Source organism: Streptomyces sp. NPDC005803 (assembly GCF_040630435.1).
Lineage (GTDB): Bacteria > Actinomycetota > Actinomycetes > Streptomycetales > Streptomycetaceae > Streptomyces.
Map to the genome: position 1 here is coordinate 187,870 of NZ_JBEXXO010000013.1, position 17,500 is coordinate 205,369.

Below are 17,500 nucleotides of genomic sequence, written 5' to 3' on the forward strand. Positions count from 1 at the left end.
CACGGAAGGACGGACATGAGGCTGCGCGGCGGCGAACGACAGCAGGCGGACGACAGGCGGCAGGGGCAGGACGCGTCCGGCCCCGCCGTGGAACTGCGGGGCGTGCGGCGGCAGTACGGCCGGGGCGCCGGTACCGTGCACGCCCTCGCCGGCATCGATCTGGCGCTGCCACGCGGCTCGTTCACCGCCGTCATGGGCCCGTCCGGCTCCGGCAAGTCCACGTTCCTGCAGTGCGCCGCCGGCCTCGACCGGGCGTCTTCGGGCTCCGTGCGCCTCGGCGGCACGGAGATCACCGGCATGGGCGAGAACCAGCTCACCGAGTTGCGCCGCAGCCGCGTCGGCTTCGTCTTCCAGGCCTTCAACCTGCTCCCCTCCCTCACCGTGGAGCAGAACGTGCTGCTCCCGATGCGTCTCGCCGGTCAGCGCCAGGACCGCCGGCGGGCGGAGGCGGTCCTCGCGCAGGTCGGCCTCGCCGACAAGGCGAAGCGCCGGCCCGGCGAGCTCTCCGGCGGCCAGCAGCAACGCGTGGCCCTCGCCCGCGCCCTGGTCACCGGCCCCGACGTCGTCTTCGCCGACGAGCCGACCGGAGCCCTCGACACCGTGACCGCCGCCGAGGTCCTCGGTCTGCTCCGGCACGCGGTGGACTCGCTCGGCGCCACCGTCGTCATGGTCACCCACGACCCCGCCGCCGCTGCCTGGGCCGACCGGGTGCTGTTCCTCGCGGACGGCGTCCTCGCCGGCGGCCTCGACCGCGGCTCGGCGGAGCAGATCGCGGCGCGCATGGCCGCGCTCGCCTCCCGCGGCGCCGCGATGGCGGGGGCCGCGGCGTGAGGAGCCTCGCCCCCAACGGCCTCGCCCGCGCGGCCGTGCGCTTCAGGCCCGCGTCGTTCCTGGGCACCTTCGTCGCGCTGATGATGGCGGCGCTGATCGTCTCGGCCTGCGGCATCCTCCTGGAGACGGGCATCCGCGCATCGGTGCCGGCCCAGCGGTACGCGAAGGCGCCGGTCGTCGCGGCGGCCGACCAGTACGCCCGCCTCGTCACGGGCAGCGGGGAAGGCCGCTCCGAGTCGGCGATCCCGCTGCCGGACACCGCACGCGTGGACACCACGCTGGCCGGCAAGGCGGCTCGCGTGCCCGGTGCCGAGGCGGCGGTCGCGGACTTCACGTTCCCGGTGCGCCTGGGCGACGGCGCGATGACGGGCCACGGCTGGGGATCGCACGTCTTCACCGGCACCGCGCTCATCGAGGGGGCCGCGCCCCGGACCGGCGAGGTCGTGCTCGACGCCGGCGCCGCAGGGGCCGCGAGGGCCGGCGTCGGTGACACCGTCACGCTCGAGACCGCAGCCGGGCGGGCGGGCTTCCGCGTCTCGGGGCTGGCGAAGGCCGGACCCGGTGAGGGGGCCGGGGCAGCCACGGGCTGGTTCGCCGACGCCCGGTCCCCCACGCTCGCCGGTCATCCCGGCAAGGCCGACGCCATCGCCGTACTCGCGAAGGACGGGGCGTCCCCCGACGACACGGTGGCCCTGGCCGCCGACGTGAAGGAGGCGCTCGCCGGCTCGGGGGCCGAGGTGCGCACCGGCGACGGCCGCGGTGCGGTCGAGGACCATGGCATCGCGTACGCCAAGGAGACGCTCACCGGGCTCGGTGGCTCCTTCGGCGGGATCGCCGCGCTGGTCGCCGTCTTCACGCTGTCCGGCACGGTCGCACTGTCCGTCGCCCAGCGCGCGCGGGAGTTCGCGCTGCTGCGTGCCGTCGGCGCCACTCCGCGGCAGATCCGCCGCGCGGTCGCCGCCGAGGCGCTGCTCGTCGCGCCCCTGGCCGGAGTGATCGGCTGTCTGCCGGGGATCGGGCTCGCGCACTGGTGGTTCGGGCAGCTGAAGGACCGGGGGGCCGTTCCGGGCGCCGTGGAACTGCGGGTCTCCTGGCTCCCGCTCCTCGTCGCCGTCGGCGCGGGGGTGCTGACCGCGCTCACCGCCGGCTGGGCGGCCGGGCGGCGGCCCGCGAAGACGAAGCCGGGCCAGGCGCTCGCCGCCGCTGCGGTCGAACGCCTGCGGCCGGGGGTGATCCGAACCGCGCTGGGACTGGTCGCGCTCGTGGGCGGTGGGTTCTTCACCGTGGTGGCCGCCCGTTCGGCCGGGGACGACGCGGCCGATGCCGCCCTCGGCGTCGTCATGCTGTTCATGCTCGCCGTCGCGCTGCTCGGCCCGCTGGTGGCGCGGCTGTGCGCGGAACTGTTCGGGCTTCCGCTGCGGGGGCGCGGCGCCGCGGCCGGGCTCGCCGCCGCCAACTCCCGTACGAACGCACGCCGGCTGGCCTCCGCGATCACCCCGATCGTGCTGGCCATGGCGTTCACCTCGACGCTCGCCTTCATGCACACGAGCGAGAGCCACGTCGCGGCGGAGCAACTGCGGGCCGGTGTCACCGCCGACCACGTCGTCACGCACCCTGCCGGGCTGTCCGCCGACGCCGTGGCCCGGGCCGCCCGCGCGCCCGGTGTCGGCGCGGCGGTGGGTCTGCTCGACACGCAGGTGCTCGTGCCCGTCGGGTCGGGCGGCGACCGGTGGCTGCAGGGCTCGTCGGTCCAGGGCGTCTCGGGTTCCGGCGCGCGGCTCGCACAGGTGCAGGACCTCGATGTGCGCAGCGGCCGGCTGGACCGGATCGGCGAGGGCCGCATCGCCATCGACCGGACGCTCGCCGCGTCGGCGAAGGCCGAGGTCGGCGACGAGCTTCCGATGTACCTCCCGGACGGCACCAGGACGAGCCCCGAGGTCGTCGCCGTGTACGGCCGCGGGCTCGGCCTCGCGGCGGTGACCATGGACCGCGCGTCGCTGGCCGGCCATGTCACCTCGGGCTTCGACACCACGCTGCTGGTACGCGGCGGCGACGCGAAGTCCCTCGCCCCGCTGGGGACGGTCACCGGCGCGTCCGGCTACGCGGTCGAGCAGACCACCGACCGCGAACTCAACGCCTGGGCCAACTACACGATGGCCGCAGTCCTGGGCGGCTTCGCCGCCCTCGCCGCCGCCAACACCCTCGTGATGACCGTGCTCGACCGCCGCCGAGAGCTCGGCATGCTCCGCCTCGTCGGCGCCACCAGGCGTCAGGTGAGGGGCATGCTGCGCTGGGAGGGACTCCTGGTGGCGGTGGCCGGCATCGTCCTGGGCACGGCCATCGCCGCGGCCACCCTGATCCCGATGATGCGCGGCCTGACCGGCGAGGCCCCGTACGTGCCCCCGCTCGTGTACGGGTCCTTCGCCGCGGCAGCGGTGGGCCTCGCGCTCACCGCCGTCACCGTCCCGGCGCGCGCGGCCCTGCGCCACCGGGAGGGCTGACGGCGGCCCGGGAGGCGAGGGCCACTCGTCCGGACGTTGGGGGCTCGCGGGCCCGGCACGGTCCGGACGAGTGGCCCGGGCCAGACCGGACCGGTCGTGGCCCCGGTAGCCGTCGGCGGTGATCTCCTCGGCGGTGTGGTGCGCCTCGTCGACGCGCACGCGGATTAAAATTTTGCCCAGGGTGCAAAATTGCATAGCATGCACCTTCATGAGTGCCGACGACCCATCCCTCGGGCTGCGCGAACGCAAGAAGCGCGCGACGCGCGACGCCCTTGCCGACATGGCTCTGCGCATGGCCGCGGACCGCGGGATCGAGAACGTGACCGTGGAAGCGGTCACCGACGCGGTCGGCGTCTCGGTGCGCACGTTCTTCAACTACTTCCCGTGCCTGGACGAAGCGATCACCCGTCCCTGTCACGAGAACGCGGAACGGACCCGTCGGGCCGTGCTGAACGCCCCGGAGCACCTCACGGCTCTCGAAGCCCTCAGCGAGGCACTCGCCCAGGAGCTCGCCCAGATCGAGGAGGACCACGAGCGCTGGGAACTCCAGATGGCGGTGCTCCGGAAGAGCCCTTCGCTGCTCCCGGGCTTCCTCGCCGCCCAGGGCGCCGACGAACGCGCGTTGGTCGCCGTCCTGGCCGAGCGTCTGGGGCAGGACCCCGAGACCGGTCTGCAACCCCGGCTCCTCGCGCACGTGGCGACCGCAGCCGTCCGCGCCACCGTGGAGGTCTGGGTGGCCTCCGGCCGCACCCGTACGTTCCAGAGCATCTACCGCGAGGCATTCGCCTCACTGGCCAACGGCCTGAAGACCTGGGGCCCGGAGACCTGAACGGCTGACACGCGTCCGACGCCCCACCGGGGGCGCCCCGTCAGCACCCGGGCCCGGCCTCCGCAGACCCACTCCGCAGACCCACTCCGCAAGAACCCCTTTCCACCGAACCAGTCACCACCGAACCAGTCACCAGAGAATGAGGAACGACAGCCGATGACCGCTGCCGTCACACCCGAAGCCGGTACCGCCGGCGCACCCGAGGGGGACGCGTCCGGCATGACGCGCCGCCAGATACTCCAGGCCATGTCCGGCCTGATGGCCGGAATGTTCGTGGCCATCCTGGCCTCCACCGTGGTCTCCAACGCACTGCCCAGGATCATCGCCGACCTGAACGGCAGCCAGTCCTCGTACACCTGGGTCGTCACGGCCGAGCTCCTCGCGATGACGGCGACCGTCCCCATCTGGGGCAAGCTGTCCGACCTCTACGACAAGAAGCTGCTCATCCAGCTCTCCCTGTCGATGTTCGTCGTCGGCTCGCTCGTCGCCGGCTTCTCGCACAGCGTCGGGCTGCTCATCGTGAGCCGCGTCGTGCAGGGCATCGGCGCGGGCGGTCTCACCGCACTCGCCCAGGTCGTCATGGCGGCGATCATCCCGCCGCGTGAACTCGGCCGCTACTCCGGCATCTTCGGCGCCGTGTTCGCCGTCGGCACCGTCGCGGGACCGCTCATCGGCGGCGTGCTCGTGGACACGTCCTGGCTGGGCTGGCGCTGGTGCTTCTTCATCGGCGTGCCGTTCGCGCTGCTCGCCATCGTGCTGCTCCAGCTGACCCTGAAACTTCCCACGGTCCGCAGGGAAGTGAAGATCGACTATCTCGGTGCCGTCCTCATCATGAGCGGGGTCAGCGCGCTGCTGCTGTGGGTGACCCTCGCGGGCAACCAGTTCGACTGGGCGTCGTGGCAGACCGCCGCACTCGTCAGCGCCGGCGTGGTCCTGCTGGGGACCGCGGTCCTGGTCGAATCCAAGGTCCAGGAACCGATCATCCCGCTGGACATCTTCCGCAACCGCACCGTGGCACTGACGACGGTCGCGAGCCTCCTCGTCGGCGTCGCCATGTTCGGCGGCACGGTCTTCCTCTCCCAGTACTTCCAGATCTCGCTGGGCAAGACGCCGACCGTCGCGGGTCTGATGAGCCTGCCGATGATCCTCGGTCTGATGGTCTCCACGACCGTCGCCGGGCAGATCATCTCCTCCCGCGGAAAGTGGAAGGGCTTCCTGATCGCGGGCGGCATCATCATGACGGCGGGCATGGGCCTGCTGTCCACGATCGGGGCCGACTCCTCGTTCGGCGTGCTCAGCCTCTACATGGTCGTGCTCGGCGTCGGTGTCGGCATGCTGATGCAGAACCTGGTGCTGGCCGCCCAGAACGACGTCCCCGCGTCGGAGCTCGGCGCGGCGACCTCGGTGCTCTCCTTCTTCCGCAGCCTCGGCGGTGCGATCGGTACCAGCGCGCTGGGCGCGGTGCTCGGCCACCGGGTGGCCGAGGAGATGGAGAAGGGCTTCGGCGGGGCGGCCGGCAACGCAGGCGCCGGGGACGGTGTTCCCAACCTCAGCACCCTTCCGGAACCGGCCCGGGAGATCGTCGAGCACGCCTACGGCGTCGCGACCGCGGACGTCTTCCTGATCGGCGCCCCCTTCGCGTTCCTCGCCCTGATCGCCGTGCTGTTCATCAAGGAGAAGCCGCTCAAGACGCAGAGCGGCATGGAGCGGCTCGCGGAGGAGAACGCCGCGGCGCAGTCCGCAGCCCCGACGCACTGATCACCGGGTCACACCGCTCACCGGGTCAACGAGCCCCGCACCGGCGCCCGCCGGTGCGGGGCTCCGTCGTGACCGCGCCGGTGCGCCGCGCGGCTCCCGTCCCCCGGAACGGAACCCTGCATCATAGAGGGGCGGACCGGGATGGATCGAGCGGATTTCCACCTGTCATGGTGTCGCCATGACTCCCCCCTTCGACGTGCCTGCCGACGCGCCCGCGACCGCCGCGGAGCGCTTCCCCCTCCAGTTCGCGCGCACCCGGCGCTTCTCCCTCGGGGTGCCCCGGCAGTTCACCGTCTCTCCCGACGGCGAACGGGTGCTGTTCGTCCGGAGCACCTCGGGCACCGACCCGGTGAGCAGGCTCTGGCTGTACGAGAACGGTGCGGAGCGGCTGCTCGCCGATCCCCTCGGACCCGGCCTCGCCGACGACGCCCCGGGGACGGTGCCGCCCGAGGAACTGGCCCGGCGGGAGCGGGCCCGGGTGACCTCCTCGGGAGTGGTGTCCTACGCCACCGACGCCTCCGCGCGACTGGTCGCCTTCGCACTCCAGGGCGCCCTGTGGGTACTCGGCACGGACGGCGGGGCCCCGCGCCGGATCCCCACCGCCGGACCGGTCGTCGACCCGCGCCCCTCTCCCGACGGCGCCTGGATCGCGTACGTGTCCGGGGGCGCGCTGCGCACCGTACGGGCGGACGGGACCGACGACCGGCCGCTCGCGGAACCGGACGGCGAGCACGTGACGTACGGGCTGTCCGACTACGTGTCGCAGGAGTCGATCGGGCGCTCGCGCGGCTACTGGTGGTCGCCTCGCGGCGATGCGCTCCTGGTCGCCCGGGTGGACACGGCGGGGGTCGGGCGCCGGTACGTCTCCGACCCCTCGAACCCGGAGCGCCCGCCCCGCGTCATCGCCTATCCGGCCGCCGGCACGGCGAACGCGAAGGTGTCGCTGCATCTGGTGCGGATCGACGGGGAGCGGACCGATGTCCGCCTGCCCCGGGAAGCCGGCGACGGGCACCCGGAAGGCGCATGGACGGACCGGGCGTTCGAGTACGTCGTGGCCGCGGACTGGGACGACCGGGGGCCGCTCGTGTCCGTGCAGACCCGGGACCAGCGGTCGGTCCACGTCCTCGAGGTGGACGAGGAATCGGGCACGACCCGCACCTCGCACCGGGCCCACGACCCCGCCTGGGTCGCCCTGCGGCCGGGCACGCCGCTGCGTCTCGGCTCCGGAGCGCTCGTCGTCCCCGCGCGGCCGGGCGGCGACACCCAGGGGCTGGACATCGGCGGTGTCACGACCCCACCGGGGCTGGAGGTCCGCGAGGTGATCGGTGCCGCGGACGGGCGGGTGTTCTTCACCGCGGGGGAGGAACCGACCCGGATCCACGTCTGGTCGTACGCGGCCGGTGATCCCGAGGAGGGTCTCGTACGCGTCAGCAGCGTGCCCGGCGTGCACACGGCGGCGGTCGGCGGCGCGACGGTGGTGCTCGACAGCAGGACTCCGGACGGCCACACGGTGACGGTGCTGCGCGCCGGGACTCCGGCGGGCGGCATAGCGGTCCTGGCCGAGGAACCTCTCGTCATCCCGCGTCCGCTGGGCCTGAGCCTCGGCGAACGGGAACTGCGCAGCCGGCTCCACCTGCCGTCGTGGCACCGCCCGGGCGACGGTCCGCTGCCGGTGCTGCTCAGCCCCTACGCCGGCCACGGCATGCAGGTCGTCCTGGAGGTGCGGGCCTGGTGGACGGCGGTCGCCCAGTGGTTCGCCGAGCAGGGGTTCGCGGTCCTGGTCACCGACGGCCGGGGCACCCCGGGGCGCGGCGAGGCGTGGGAGAAGTCGGTGCACGGTGACCGCCTGACGGCCGTCCTGGAGGACCAGATCGACGCGCTGCACGCGGCGGCCTCCCTCCACCCGCAGCTCGACCTGACCCGGGTGGCGATGCGCGGCTGGTCGTTCAGCGGGTATCTCGCGGCGGCGGCCGTGCTCCGGCACCCGGACGTCTTCCACGCGGCGGTGGCGGGCGCGACACCCGCCGACCGGCGGCTCTACGACACGCATTGGGAGGAGCGCTTCCTCGGCCACCCGGATGTGCTTCCGGACAACTACACCCGCAATTCGCTGCTGGACGAGGCGGGCACGCTGACGCGGCCGCTCATGCTCGTGCACGGTCTTGCCGATGACAATGTGGCCGCGGCGCACACGCTGCGGCTCTCCGCGGCACTGCTCGCCGCGGGCAGGCCGCACACGGTACTGCCGCTGTCGGGCGCGGGCCACCTGGTCAGCCAGGAGCGGACGGCGAGCAATCTGCTGCTGCTGGAGAGGGACTTCCTGAGGAAGTCCCTGGGGCTTTGAACACGGGGTGCCGGCCGCGCGTACCCCTGGGCGAAGCGTCGGAGCCATGAACACCCGGAAGGAAACGCCAGCATGAGCGCATCGCAGGACCACGAGGTCCGTCTCGGACGCCGGGCCGTCGTCACAGCGGCCGGCGCCGTCTCCGTGGCCGCCGTACTGACCGCGTGCGGCGGCGCCCAGGAGGCGGCCGGTTCCGGTGCCGTCGCCCAGGCCGATGACGGCGGGGACGGCGGAGGCCGCGTCCTCGCGAAGACCGCCGACATCCCGGAGGGCGGGGGCAAGGTCTTCGCGGAGCAGGGGGTCGTCGTGACGCAGCCCGCGGCCGGCGAGTTCAAGGCGTTCTCGTCCAAGTGCACCCACATGGGGTGCGCCGTCTCGAGCGTCGCCGACGGCACGATCAACTGCCCCTGTCACGGCAGCGCGTTCGACGTGGCGACGGGCGCCGTCACGACGGGTCCGGCCACCACGCCGCTGCCCGCCGCCGCGATCAAGGTCGAGGGCGACTCGATCAGCCTGGCGTCGTAGCGTCCGCCCGCCCTGCCGCCCCTCCGCTCAGCCCCGGTTCCTGGTCCGTCCGCTCAGCCAGCAGCCGAGCAGGTCGTCGGTCGTGGTCACGGTGGCGACCAGGGCGAGGGTGTTGCGGATCATCGCGGGGGTGTACTCGGCGGGCACCCCCGCGATGGCGTCGGCCGGCACCACCGCGGTGTAGCCGAGGTTCACCGCGTCGAAGACCGCGTTGGGAATGGCCACGTTCGCCGATACGCCGGTGACGACCAGGGTGCGACAGCCGAGGTTACGGAGCAGGGCGTCCACGTCCGTACCCGCTATCGGCGACAGCCCGTGCAGCCGGCGGACGACGAGGTCCTGGTCCGCCACCTCGATGGGTTCGGCGATCCGCACCGCCGTGCTGCCCGAATGCTGCTGCACGGGGAGTCGCCCCGCGGCCCGGAAGAGGCGGGCGTTGCTGTTGGCGCCCCGGCCGTCCGGGCGGCGTTCGGCCACCGCGTGCAGCACTTGGACGCTCGCCTCGTGGGCGGCGCCGACCAGCCGCGCGACGTTGTGCAGGGCGCCGGATGACCTGGCCTGGGCGGCCAGTTCCGGCAGCGCGCTGCCGGGCCCCACCACGCCCTGCTGGCATTCCACCGTCAGCAGGACGGTGGTGGCCGGATCGGTCTGCTCGGCCAGCTGTTCCCTGGACGGCATGGCTGCCCCTCTCGACGACGGAACGGGCGCGCGAGGCTAACCCCCATTGCGTGATGAGGGAAGAGGCCTCATGATTCCTGACACCCAATCAGCCAACAGGAGGGGTCTTCCCATGGCCGTCAGTCAGCGGCGGGGCCGCCGGATCATGATGACGGACGAGGAGCGCGACGCCTACCTCGCCGGGCAGCGCACCTGCCGCGTCGCCACCGTCGGCGCGGACGGCCGGCCGCACATCGGCGCGCTCTGGTTCTGCTGGGACGGAACCTCGCTGTGGCTCTACTCCATCACCCGGAGCCTGCGCTGGTCGCAGCTGAGCCGCGACCCTAAGATCTCCGTCGTCGTGGACGACGGGGTGGAGTACGGGGAGCTGCGCGGCATCGAGCTCTCGGGCGACGCCGTCTTCGTCGGTGAGGCGCCGCGCACCGGTGAGCCCTGCCCGGAACTCGTCGTGCCCGAGCGGCTGTTCGCGGCGAAATACTTCGGCATGGAGACGATGCCGCACGACGGCCGGCATGCCTGGATGCGGCTGACGCCCGACGCCGTCACCTCGTGGGACTTCGGCAAACTGGCCGGTCCGGCCGGCCCGTGAGCGCCGCCGGGGCATCGGAGGGCGCCCCGGCCGCTACGCGTCCCCCCAGGGATCGTCCAGCTCCCGGCCCGCTTCCCTGAGTGCCGCGACCGCCGCCCTGATCGACGGACGCCGGTCCGCGTCCGCCCGCCACACCGCGTGGACGTGTCGGCGCATCTTCTGGCGCACCGGCACCAGCCGCACCCCTTCGGGCACCGGCCCACGCCCCAGCCGGGGTGCCACACAGACACCCATGCCCGCGGCGATCAGGGCAAGTTGGGTGTGGTGCTCGCCGGCGAGATGGGCGATACGCGGCTCGATGCCCTTGGAGCGGAGGGTGAACATCAGCCAGTCGTAGCAGAACTCACCTTCGGGCCATGACACCCAGTCGTCGTCGGCGAAGTCCTCCAGATCGACCTCGTCCCGGCCCGCGAGGCGGTGGTCGGCCGGCATGGCGATGTCCGGTGCGTCGTCGAGCAGCTGCGCGCGGGCGAGGCCGCCCGGGACCGGCAGCCGTTTGTTGCTCCAGTCCAGCACCACGGCGAGATCGAGGTCCCCCCGGAACACCGCCCGGATCCCGTCCTCGGGCTCCAGCTCCTGGGTACGCACCCGGAGTTCGGGATGGTCGGTGCGCAGGGCGAGAAGCATCGCCGGGAACAGCCCGCGCGCCGCGGTGGGGAAGGCGCCCAGCCGGATCTCCCCTACCACCTCTCCCCGCTGGGCCTCGATGTCGGACTGCGCGAGCTCGACCTGGGAGAGGATCCGGGCCGCGTGGTCGGCGAGCAACCGCCCCGCGTCGGTGAGCCGGATCCCACGCCCGTTCCTGGCCAGCAGTTGCTGTCCCACTTCCCGCTCCAGCTTCGCCATCTGCTGCGAGACGGCGGACGTCGTGACGTGCAGCCCCTCCGCGGCGCCGCTGACCGAGCCGAGCCGGGCGAGGGCATCCAGGGTGCGTAGGCGCTCCAGGTTCAACATATAAGCAATGCTACGCAGCCACTCGCACAAAGTCTCACTTGTGCTACGAGATTGTTTTCGTCATCGTTGCCCTCATGAGCGCACCGCCCGCACCGGGAAGCCCGGCAGCAGAGACCACCGCCGCACGGAGGACCGGAACGCCCCCGGCCGCTCCCACCCCGGGTGCCGAGCAGACCTCCCGGACCCCGATCCCGGGTGCCGAGCGGACCTCCCGGACCACCACCCCGGGTGCCGAGCCGTCCTCCAAGGCCAGGGCCCCGCAAGCCCCCCTCCCCCACCCCGCCGCCGCGGCCGTTGCCGTCGCTCCCGTCACCCGTCCCGCACTCGACTGGCGGCTGCGCTTCGCGGCGCTCTCACTCATCTGGGGCTTCAGCTTCCTTCTGATCAAGGTCGGGACCGATGGCTACGCCCCCTTCCAGGTCACGCTCGGGCGGCTGCTGTCCGGGACCGCCGTCCTGGCTCTGGCCATGGCGGTGAAGCGGGAGCGGCTGCCACGCACCGCCCGCACCTGGGGTCATCTGGCCGTCGCCGCCTTCCTCCTCAACGCGCTGCCGTTCTCGCTGTTCGCGTACGCGGAACTGACCATCCCGTCGACCCTGGCCGGGATCTGCAACGCCACCTCGCCGCTGTGGGGCATGGCGCTCTCGCTCGTCGCGCTCTCCGAGGACCGCCCGACCCGCCGCCGGGTCGCCGGTCTCGGGCTCGGCTTCCTCGGCGTACTGACCGTGCTGGGCGCCTGGCAGGGCTTCTCCGGTCTGGACTTCAGCGGTACGGCGATGGCGCTCCTGGCCTCCCTCAGCTATCCCATCGGCTGGATCTACGTCCGCCGGACCCTGGCGGGCAGCGGTTCCTCGGCCCTCTCCCTCACCGGCAGCCAGCTCTTCCTCGGTACGGTGCAGCTCGCCCTGGTGACTCCCCTGTTCACGTCGGCGCCGGACGGATTCCCCCTGTGGCCCACCCTGGCGGTCGTCGCACTGGGAGCCCTCGGCACGGGGCTCGCCGTGCTCCTCCAGTACGGCCTGGTCACCGAGGTCGGCCCGACGACGGCGCAGATGGTCACCTACTTCATCCCCGTGATCGCCACCGCGGCCGGAGTCGCTGTGCTCGGCGAGCACCTGAGCTGGAACACCCCGGTCGGCGCCCTCGTCGTCCTGGCCGGTGCCGCTCTGACGCAGAGCAGGCCCCGCGCCACCGGCGCACCGCCGGCCCCGCCGGAGCCCGCCCTTCGGCCCCAACTCAGCGGGGCAGCTGGGGCCCGCCCCGGCCCCGCCGACCCCGACCCGGCCCGGCCCCGGCCCCGGCCCCGGCCCCGGCCCCGGCAACTGTCGTAGTTCATCCGTAGCTCAGCGGGTCGGCGGGGCCCGCCGCTGCCGCCACCGCGTCCGCGAGCGGCCCGATGTCGGCGTCGGTGAGGGGCGACACGGTGATCCGGATGCCCTGGGGCGCGGTCATCCGGAAGCGCGCTCCGGGCGCCACCGCCCAGCCCGCGTGCAGCAGCCGCGCGACTGCCCCGGTCTCGTCACTCACGGGCACCCACACGTTCATCCCGCTGCGCCCGTGGGCCTCGACACCGCGGTCCACCAACGCGCGGACGAGCGCGTCCCGACGGCGCGCGTACGCCCGGGCCACCTCGCGCGAGTCGACCGCGCCCGACGTCCACAGGTGCACCACCGCCCGTTGCAGCAGCCGGCTGACCCAGCCGGGCCCCAGCCGCTGCCGTCCCGAGACCCGGTCGGCCGTGACCGCGTCCCCGGTCAGCACGGCGACCCGGAGGTCCGGCCCGTACGCCTTGGCGACGGACCGCACGAACGCCCACCGGTCCGTGGCGCCGGCCAGGGGGTGCAGGGGCAGGTCGACTATGGCGTGCCCGTGGTCGTCCTCGATCAGCAGCACGCCCCGGTACCCGGCGAGGACCGCCCGCAGTTCGGTCGCGCGCCCCGCGCCGATCGCCGCCCCGGTCGGATTCTGCGCCCGGTCCGTGACGACGGCCGCCCGCGCACCCGACCTCAGCGCCGCGTCGAGGGCGTCCGGCAGGGGGCCGTCGTCGTCGACCGCGACGGGAACCGGACGCATGCCCAGCGCCGGGACGAGATCCAGCAGACCGCCCCAGCCGGGGTCCTCGACCGCCACCGCGTCGCCGGGCCTCAGATGGGCGACCAGCACCCTTTCGATCGCGTCCAGCGAGCCCGAGGTGGCGATCACCGGCCCCGCCGGAACACCGTCCGCGTCCAGCCCGGCGCGCGCCAGGGCCGCGAACTCCGGGTCCACGGACGCCTGCGCGTACATCCCCGGTGCCCGTGCGTACGCCTCGGCGACCGAGGCGAAGGCTTCCCCCAGCGCGGGCAGCAACGCGGGGTCGGGGTTGCCGTCCCCCAGATCCCGCACCCCCGGCGGCGCCTCGACCCGCACCGACCCGCGCGAGGTGCTCGCCGGCCGCGGCCGGACCCGACTGCCCCTGCGCCCCGCCGTCTCGATCACGCCCCGCTCCCGCAGGGCCCGGTAGGCGGCCGCCACCGTGTTGGGATTCACCTCCAGCCGACTCGCCAACTCCCGCATGGGAGGCAGCACTTGTCCGGGCGCCAGCTCACCCGAACCGACTGCCCGCTCCACACTGGCAGCAATTTCCGACGCACGCCGCCCACTGATCCGATACTCTCCTAGCACAAAGCCAAGTATGCACTAGTGCAATGGAGTACGCAATGCCGGAGACCGCCCCCGCGCAGACCGCAGCCCCGGACGCCGCAGCCGCTTACGGCCCGACCGGGCGCACGGTGCCGACCCGCTCCCGCGAACGGGCCTCCTACGACCGGGAACAGGTCCACGCGATCCTCGACGAGGCGTACGTCTGCCATCTCGGCTTCATACGGGACGGCGCACCCGTCGTCCTTCCCACGCTCTTCGGCCGGGTCGGCGAGCGGCTCTACGTACACGGCTCGACCGGCTCCCGCCCGCTGCGGGCGGCGGGCGGGAGCGACGAGGGACTGGCCGTGTGCCTGACGGTGACGCATGTCGACGGGCTGGTGCTGGCCCGTTCCGCTTTCCATCATTCCCTGAACTACCGTTCCGTGGTCGTCCACGGCGTGGCGCACACGGTGACCGACCCGGAGGAGCGGCGCGCCGCCCTCGACGCCATCGTGGAGCAGGTCGTGCCCGGACGGTCCGGGGACGCCCGGCCCGCCGACGAGAAGGAACTGGCGGCCACCGCCGTGATCCGGCTGGACCTGCGGGAGGTCTCCGCCAAGATCCGCACCGGCGGCCCCAACGACGACGAACGGGATCTCGCGCTGCCCCACTGGGCGGGCGTCGTCCCTCTCGCACCCGGTCACTCGGTGCCCGTTCCGGCGGACGACCTCGACCCTTCGATCGCCCTTCCGGAGTATCTGAAGGCGCTCTGAACCCAGGAGCGGCGGGGCCGTGCGACAGCTCACCACCCCGCCGCCCGTGGCGGTCACGCGGGGGCGGCCGCCTCCCGGCGGGCGTGCGCGGCACCGCGCGTCTCGGCGACGGCCAGCCCCACCACGGCCGTGAGCAGCAGCAGCGTCCCGGCGACCGTGGCCGGCGTGAGCTGCTCGCGGAGCACGACGACGGCGATGACCGCCGCGCTGACCGGTTCCAGCAGCATGACCACCGACACGGTGGCCGCCCGCACCACCGCGGCGCCCGCGAAGTACAGCGCGTACGCGAGCGCGGTCGGGATCGCCGCGACGTACACCAGCAGCGTCACCACCAGCACCGCGTGCCCCGTCTGCGGAACGAGCCCCTCTCCGGCCGCCAACGGCAGCAGCACGACCGCGGCGATACCGAACGCCCAGGCGCTGGTGGCGAGCGGGTCCGCGCCGCCGCCGTCCCGGCCGAGCCACCGGGTGAGCAGGGTGATCGCGGCGTATCCGGCCGCGGAGAGCAGCGCGAGCGCGATCCCGGCGGGCCGCACGGTGGCCGCGTCGCCCCCGAGGACCAGTACGGCGAGACCGGTCAGCGCTCCGGCCACGGCGGTGAGTCCGCCGAGTCCGAGCCGCTCCCCCATCGTCAGCCGGGCGCCGACGGCGATGAGGACGGGGCCGGCGCCGAGCGTCACCACGGTGCCGACCGCGAGGCCGGTGGCCTGGACGGCGGCGAAGTACGCGGTCTGGAACACGGTGAGGCCGACACCCGTACCGAGGATGCGCAGCAGCCGCCGGCGCCCGGACTCGACGACGGGGGCCGCCCGGCCGGGCCGCAGTGCGAGCGCGGCGAGCAGGAGCACCAGGCCGCCCGCGCAACGCCAGAACGACAGGGTGAGAGGGCCGAGATCGCTGGCCTCGAAGAGCAGTGAGGCCGCGGCTCCGGCCGTGCCCCAGGCCACTCCGGCGACGATCAGATAGCACAGGCTCCGCCCGACGGGCAGGCCGGAAGCAGGGTTCGACACGTGACTTCTCCAACGGAAGATCAGGAAGGTGGTCGCTCGACTCCGCACGCGGGCAGCGACGAACCGCTCGGGAACTGCCCGAGCCCGGTCTTCGTCAGATGGGGCGGCCCGCGCTAGGCGGCAGGCGGCGGAAGTACGGTCAGACGCATGATCGTCACCCTAGGAGGCGGCGCGCCCGATCGGCAACTCCGCCCCGGCCTCCCCCTGCTCCCCGCCCGCTCCCGAGGCGAGGGGGCCGGAGGGTGCCTTGGGCGTCGACGACTGCGCGATGAAGGCGCCGGTCAGCACGAGCGCACCGCCGATGAGCTGGGGTGCGGCCAGGTGCTCTCCGAGCAGGACCCACGCCAGCACGGTGGCGATGACGGCTTCGAGACAGGCGACGACCCCCGCCACCGCCGGAGACAGCAGCCGCACCGAGATCACGCCGGTCACGTACGCGAGGACGGTGGCGAGCAGCACGATCCAGACGAGCAGCAGCCAGGCGGGCACATCCGTGCCGTTCATGGTGGTGTCACCGCCGAGCACGGACCTGTCCATCCCCCACGGCCGTGCCACCACGGTGAGCACGGCGGCCCCGATCAGCAGTCCGTACGCGATGACACCGACCGGGTGCGGCGGTGCGGCGCCGTCGGCCGAGTCCGCGCTCCCCTGATCGGAGAGGACGAAGTAGCCGACCTGGCAGCAGGCCGCACCGAGGGCGAGCAGCAGTCCGACGGCGTCGAAGCTCAGCCCCGACCACACCTCGACCACGCAGGCCAGGCCGCCGGCCGCGAGGACGACGCCGACGGCGGCCGCCCTGGTCACCGGACGGCGCTGGACGAAGCGCACCCAGCCGAGGACGAGCGCCGGGGCCAGGTATTCGACGAGCAGTGCGACGCCGACCGGGATGCGGGAGAGGGAGGCGAAGTAGCAGGCCTGGACGCCCGCGACGGCGAGGAGTCCGAATCCCAGGAGCAGCGCGGGGCGGCTGCGGACCAGATCCCGGTGGCGCCAGGCCACCGGCAGCATGACGAGCGCGGCGCCCGCCACCCGGAGCCACACCACGTGGAGCGGGTCGAGCCCCGCCTCGATGAGCGGCTTGGCCGCCACTCCGGAACCACCGAACGCGAAGGCCGAGGCGAGGGCGAGTCCCAGGCCGGCGCTTCTTCCCTGAGACGCGTGCATCGGCACATCATGACAGCCGGCATCAGGAGCGTCACCCCTGTGACGCCTGACTCCGGTAACACTCCGATGTCAACAGCGCCCCTGACAGACCGGGGCCGCTCACCCCTGGCCGGACGCCTCCACGATCCGGTCCGCGAGCAGTGCCGCGTCGACGCCCGCCCGGTGCAGCACCTCGACGGCCCTGCACTCCCGGTCGGCGGCCAGCGCCGCGAGCAGATCGGGCCCGCCGGCCCGTTCGCGTCCCCGCCTCCCCGCCCGACGGGACGCACCCGCCATCGCGGCCGACGCCGAAGGCGACCAGCCCTCGCCGGCCGCCTCCGTCACCACCGGGATCGCGTCCGCGCCCTCCACCGCCTGCTGCCAGCGCAGCCCGTATCCGATGCTGCGCTGGACGAGGTAGCCGAGCACCCGGGCCAGCTGCGGGCCGCCGTCGAAGGCAGCGCGGACCACGGGGTCCGATTCGATGAGGGAGTGCAGCAGATGAGCCGTGTCGATCTGCCGGTCGCCGTCACGCAGGGCGCGCCTGCGCGCGCTCGCCACCGCGGCGGCCAGCTCTTCGGTGAGTCCGGCGTCGGACTCGGCACGGTGGTTCGGTGCGGGCTGCTGAGGCATCCGCGGCATCCGGTTCTGCACCTTTCCACCCCATCAGCCGCGACGGCGCGGAGCGTCCCCGAGGAGTCCCATTGCCGTGTCCCACCCGAGTTGGGCACACAGGGGCGACCCCTCCTTCTTACGGATGAGATCGCGCCGTTCCGGGACTCGATCCACGCAAACGGCGCGCGCCGCCTTGCCTCACACTCCCGGAGCCACCGGAAGCCTCGGCATGCAAGCGTCTGGGACCAGGGCACCCCGCGCGCGACCGGTTCGACGCGGCGTCGGCCCGGCGGGCCGGAACCGGCCGGGCATACCTGACGCCTCATCA

The 17,500-nt window shown here is 73.5% G+C and carries 15 protein-coding genes; 9 read left to right on the forward strand and 6 right to left on the reverse strand.

Annotation, left to right across the window (positions count from 1 at the left end):
• Positions 1-15 precede the first annotated feature (15 nt).
• From ABZ454_RS20280 to ABZ454_RS20305, 6 genes are all read left to right on the forward strand, one after another.
• Entirely contained in the window at positions 16-831 is an 816-nt protein-coding gene (locus tag ABZ454_RS20280; protein ID WP_356317496.1) for an ABC transporter ATP-binding protein, read from the forward strand.
• Positions 828-3,332: an ABC transporter permease gene (locus ABZ454_RS20285; RefSeq protein WP_359539652.1), complete on the forward strand. Its 2,505-nt coding sequence runs from the start codon at positions 828-830 to the stop codon at positions 3,330-3,332. The genes ABZ454_RS20280 and ABZ454_RS20285 overlap by 4 nt, the downstream gene beginning before the upstream one ends.
• 208 nt (positions 3,333-3,540) lie before the next feature.
• A complete protein-coding gene (locus tag ABZ454_RS20290; protein ID WP_356324807.1) occupies positions 3,541-4,161 on the forward strand; it encodes a TetR family transcriptional regulator in 621 nt (206 codons plus the stop codon).
• Positions 4,162-4,317: 156 nt separating this feature from the next.
• Positions 4,318-5,919, forward strand: a complete 1,602-nt coding sequence (locus ABZ454_RS20295) for an MDR family MFS transporter (RefSeq protein ID WP_359539655.1) — start codon at positions 4,318-4,320, stop codon at positions 5,917-5,919.
• 178 nt (positions 5,920-6,097) lie between these two features.
• Entirely contained in the window at positions 6,098-8,263 is a 2,166-nt protein-coding gene (locus ABZ454_RS20300) for a prolyl oligopeptidase family serine peptidase (RefSeq protein ID WP_359539657.1), read from the forward strand.
• A gap of 72 nt (positions 8,264-8,335) precedes the next feature.
• Positions 8,336-8,788, forward strand: a complete 453-nt coding sequence (locus tag ABZ454_RS20305) for a Rieske (2Fe-2S) protein (RefSeq protein WP_359539659.1) — start codon at positions 8,336-8,338, stop codon at positions 8,786-8,788.
• A 27-nt stretch (positions 8,789-8,815) separates the two neighbouring features.
• Here ABZ454_RS20305 and ABZ454_RS20310 read toward each other — a convergent pair whose 3' ends face one another.
• Positions 8,816-9,466: a cysteine hydrolase gene (locus ABZ454_RS20310; protein WP_356324799.1), complete on the reverse strand. Its 651-nt coding sequence runs from the start codon at positions 9,464-9,466 to the stop codon at positions 8,816-8,818.
• A 112-nt stretch (positions 9,467-9,578) separates the two neighbouring features.
• On the opposite strand from ABZ454_RS20310, the gene ABZ454_RS20315 reads away from it, so the two are divergent.
• Complete coding sequence (locus tag ABZ454_RS20315; protein ID WP_359539660.1) at positions 9,579-10,055, forward strand: pyridoxamine 5'-phosphate oxidase family protein; 477 nt, start codon at positions 9,579-9,581, stop codon at positions 10,053-10,055.
• A 33-nt stretch (positions 10,056-10,088) separates the two neighbouring features.
• Here ABZ454_RS20315 and ABZ454_RS20320 read toward each other — a convergent pair whose 3' ends face one another.
• A complete protein-coding gene (locus tag ABZ454_RS20320; RefSeq protein ID WP_359539662.1) occupies positions 10,089-11,009 on the reverse strand; it encodes a LysR family transcriptional regulator in 921 nt (306 codons plus the stop codon).
• 74 nt (positions 11,010-11,083) lie between these two features.
• Here ABZ454_RS20320 and ABZ454_RS20325 point away from each other — a divergent pair, with 74 nt between their 5' ends.
• Entirely contained in the window at positions 11,084-12,340 is a 1,257-nt protein-coding gene (locus tag ABZ454_RS20325; protein WP_359539663.1) for a DMT family transporter, read from the forward strand.
• A gap of 1 nt (position 12,341) precedes the next feature.
• Here ABZ454_RS20325 and ABZ454_RS20330 read toward each other — a convergent pair whose 3' ends face one another.
• Complete coding sequence (locus tag ABZ454_RS20330; protein ID WP_359539664.1) at positions 12,342-13,673, reverse strand: aminotransferase class I/II-fold pyridoxal phosphate-dependent enzyme; 1,332 nt, start codon at positions 13,671-13,673, stop codon at positions 12,342-12,344.
• Between the two features lie 35 nt (positions 13,674-13,708).
• On the opposite strand from ABZ454_RS20330, the gene ABZ454_RS20335 reads away from it, so the two are divergent.
• Positions 13,709-14,404 carry a pyridoxamine 5'-phosphate oxidase family protein gene (locus ABZ454_RS20335; RefSeq protein ID WP_359539665.1) on the forward strand — a complete coding sequence of 232 codons (696 nt, stop codon included), beginning with the start codon at positions 13,709-13,711 and terminating at the stop codon, positions 14,402-14,404.
• A gap of 53 nt (positions 14,405-14,457) precedes the next feature.
• Here the strand turns inward: ABZ454_RS20335 and ABZ454_RS20340 are convergent, their stop codons facing one another.
• The 3 genes from ABZ454_RS20340 to ABZ454_RS20350 form a co-directional block, all read right to left on the reverse strand.
• On the reverse strand, positions 14,458-15,414 hold the full coding sequence (locus ABZ454_RS20340; protein WP_359539667.1) for an EamA family transporter: 957 nt from the start codon (positions 15,412-15,414) through the stop codon (positions 14,458-14,460).
• Between the two features lie 159 nt (positions 15,415-15,573).
• A complete protein-coding gene (locus ABZ454_RS20345; RefSeq protein ID WP_359539668.1) occupies positions 15,574-16,578 on the reverse strand; it encodes an EamA family transporter in 1,005 nt (334 codons plus the stop codon).
• A 99-nt stretch (positions 16,579-16,677) separates the two neighbouring features.
• Positions 16,678-17,211: a Clp protease N-terminal domain-containing protein gene (locus ABZ454_RS20350; RefSeq protein WP_359539669.1), complete on the reverse strand. Its 534-nt coding sequence runs from the start codon at positions 17,209-17,211 to the stop codon at positions 16,678-16,680.
• Between the last annotated feature and the right edge of the window lie 289 nt (positions 17,212-17,500).

Coding starts and splice junctions, on each gene's coding strand:
- ABZ454_RS20280 (WP_356317496.1), top strand. CDS start 16: ATGAGGCTGCGCGGCGGCGAACGACAGCAGGCGGACGACAGGCGGCAG.
- ABZ454_RS20290 (WP_356324807.1), top strand. CDS start 3,541: ATGAGTGCCGACGACCCATCCCTCGGGCTGCGCGAACGCAAGAAGCGC.
- ABZ454_RS20295 (WP_359539655.1), top strand. CDS start 4,318: ATGACCGCTGCCGTCACACCCGAAGCCGGTACCGCCGGCGCACCCGAG.
- ABZ454_RS20300 (WP_359539657.1), top strand. CDS start 6,098: ATGACTCCCCCCTTCGACGTGCCTGCCGACGCGCCCGCGACCGCCGCG.
- ABZ454_RS20305 (WP_359539659.1), top strand. CDS start 8,336: ATGAGCGCATCGCAGGACCACGAGGTCCGTCTCGGACGCCGGGCCGTC.
- ABZ454_RS20310 (WP_356324799.1), bottom strand. CDS start 9,466: ATGCCGTCCAGGGAACAGCTGGCCGAGCAGACCGATCCGGCCACCACC.
- ABZ454_RS20315 (WP_359539660.1), top strand. CDS start 9,579: ATGGCCGTCAGTCAGCGGCGGGGCCGCCGGATCATGATGACGGACGAG.
- ABZ454_RS20320 (WP_359539662.1), bottom strand. CDS start 11,009: ATGTTGAACCTGGAGCGCCTACGCACCCTGGATGCCCTCGCCCGGCTC.
- ABZ454_RS20325 (WP_359539663.1), top strand. CDS start 11,084: ATGAGCGCACCGCCCGCACCGGGAAGCCCGGCAGCAGAGACCACCGCC.
- ABZ454_RS20335 (WP_359539665.1), top strand. CDS start 13,709: ATGCCGGAGACCGCCCCCGCGCAGACCGCAGCCCCGGACGCCGCAGCC.
- ABZ454_RS20345 (WP_359539668.1), bottom strand. CDS start 16,578: ATGCACGCGTCTCAGGGAAGAAGCGCCGGCCTGGGACTCGCCCTCGCC.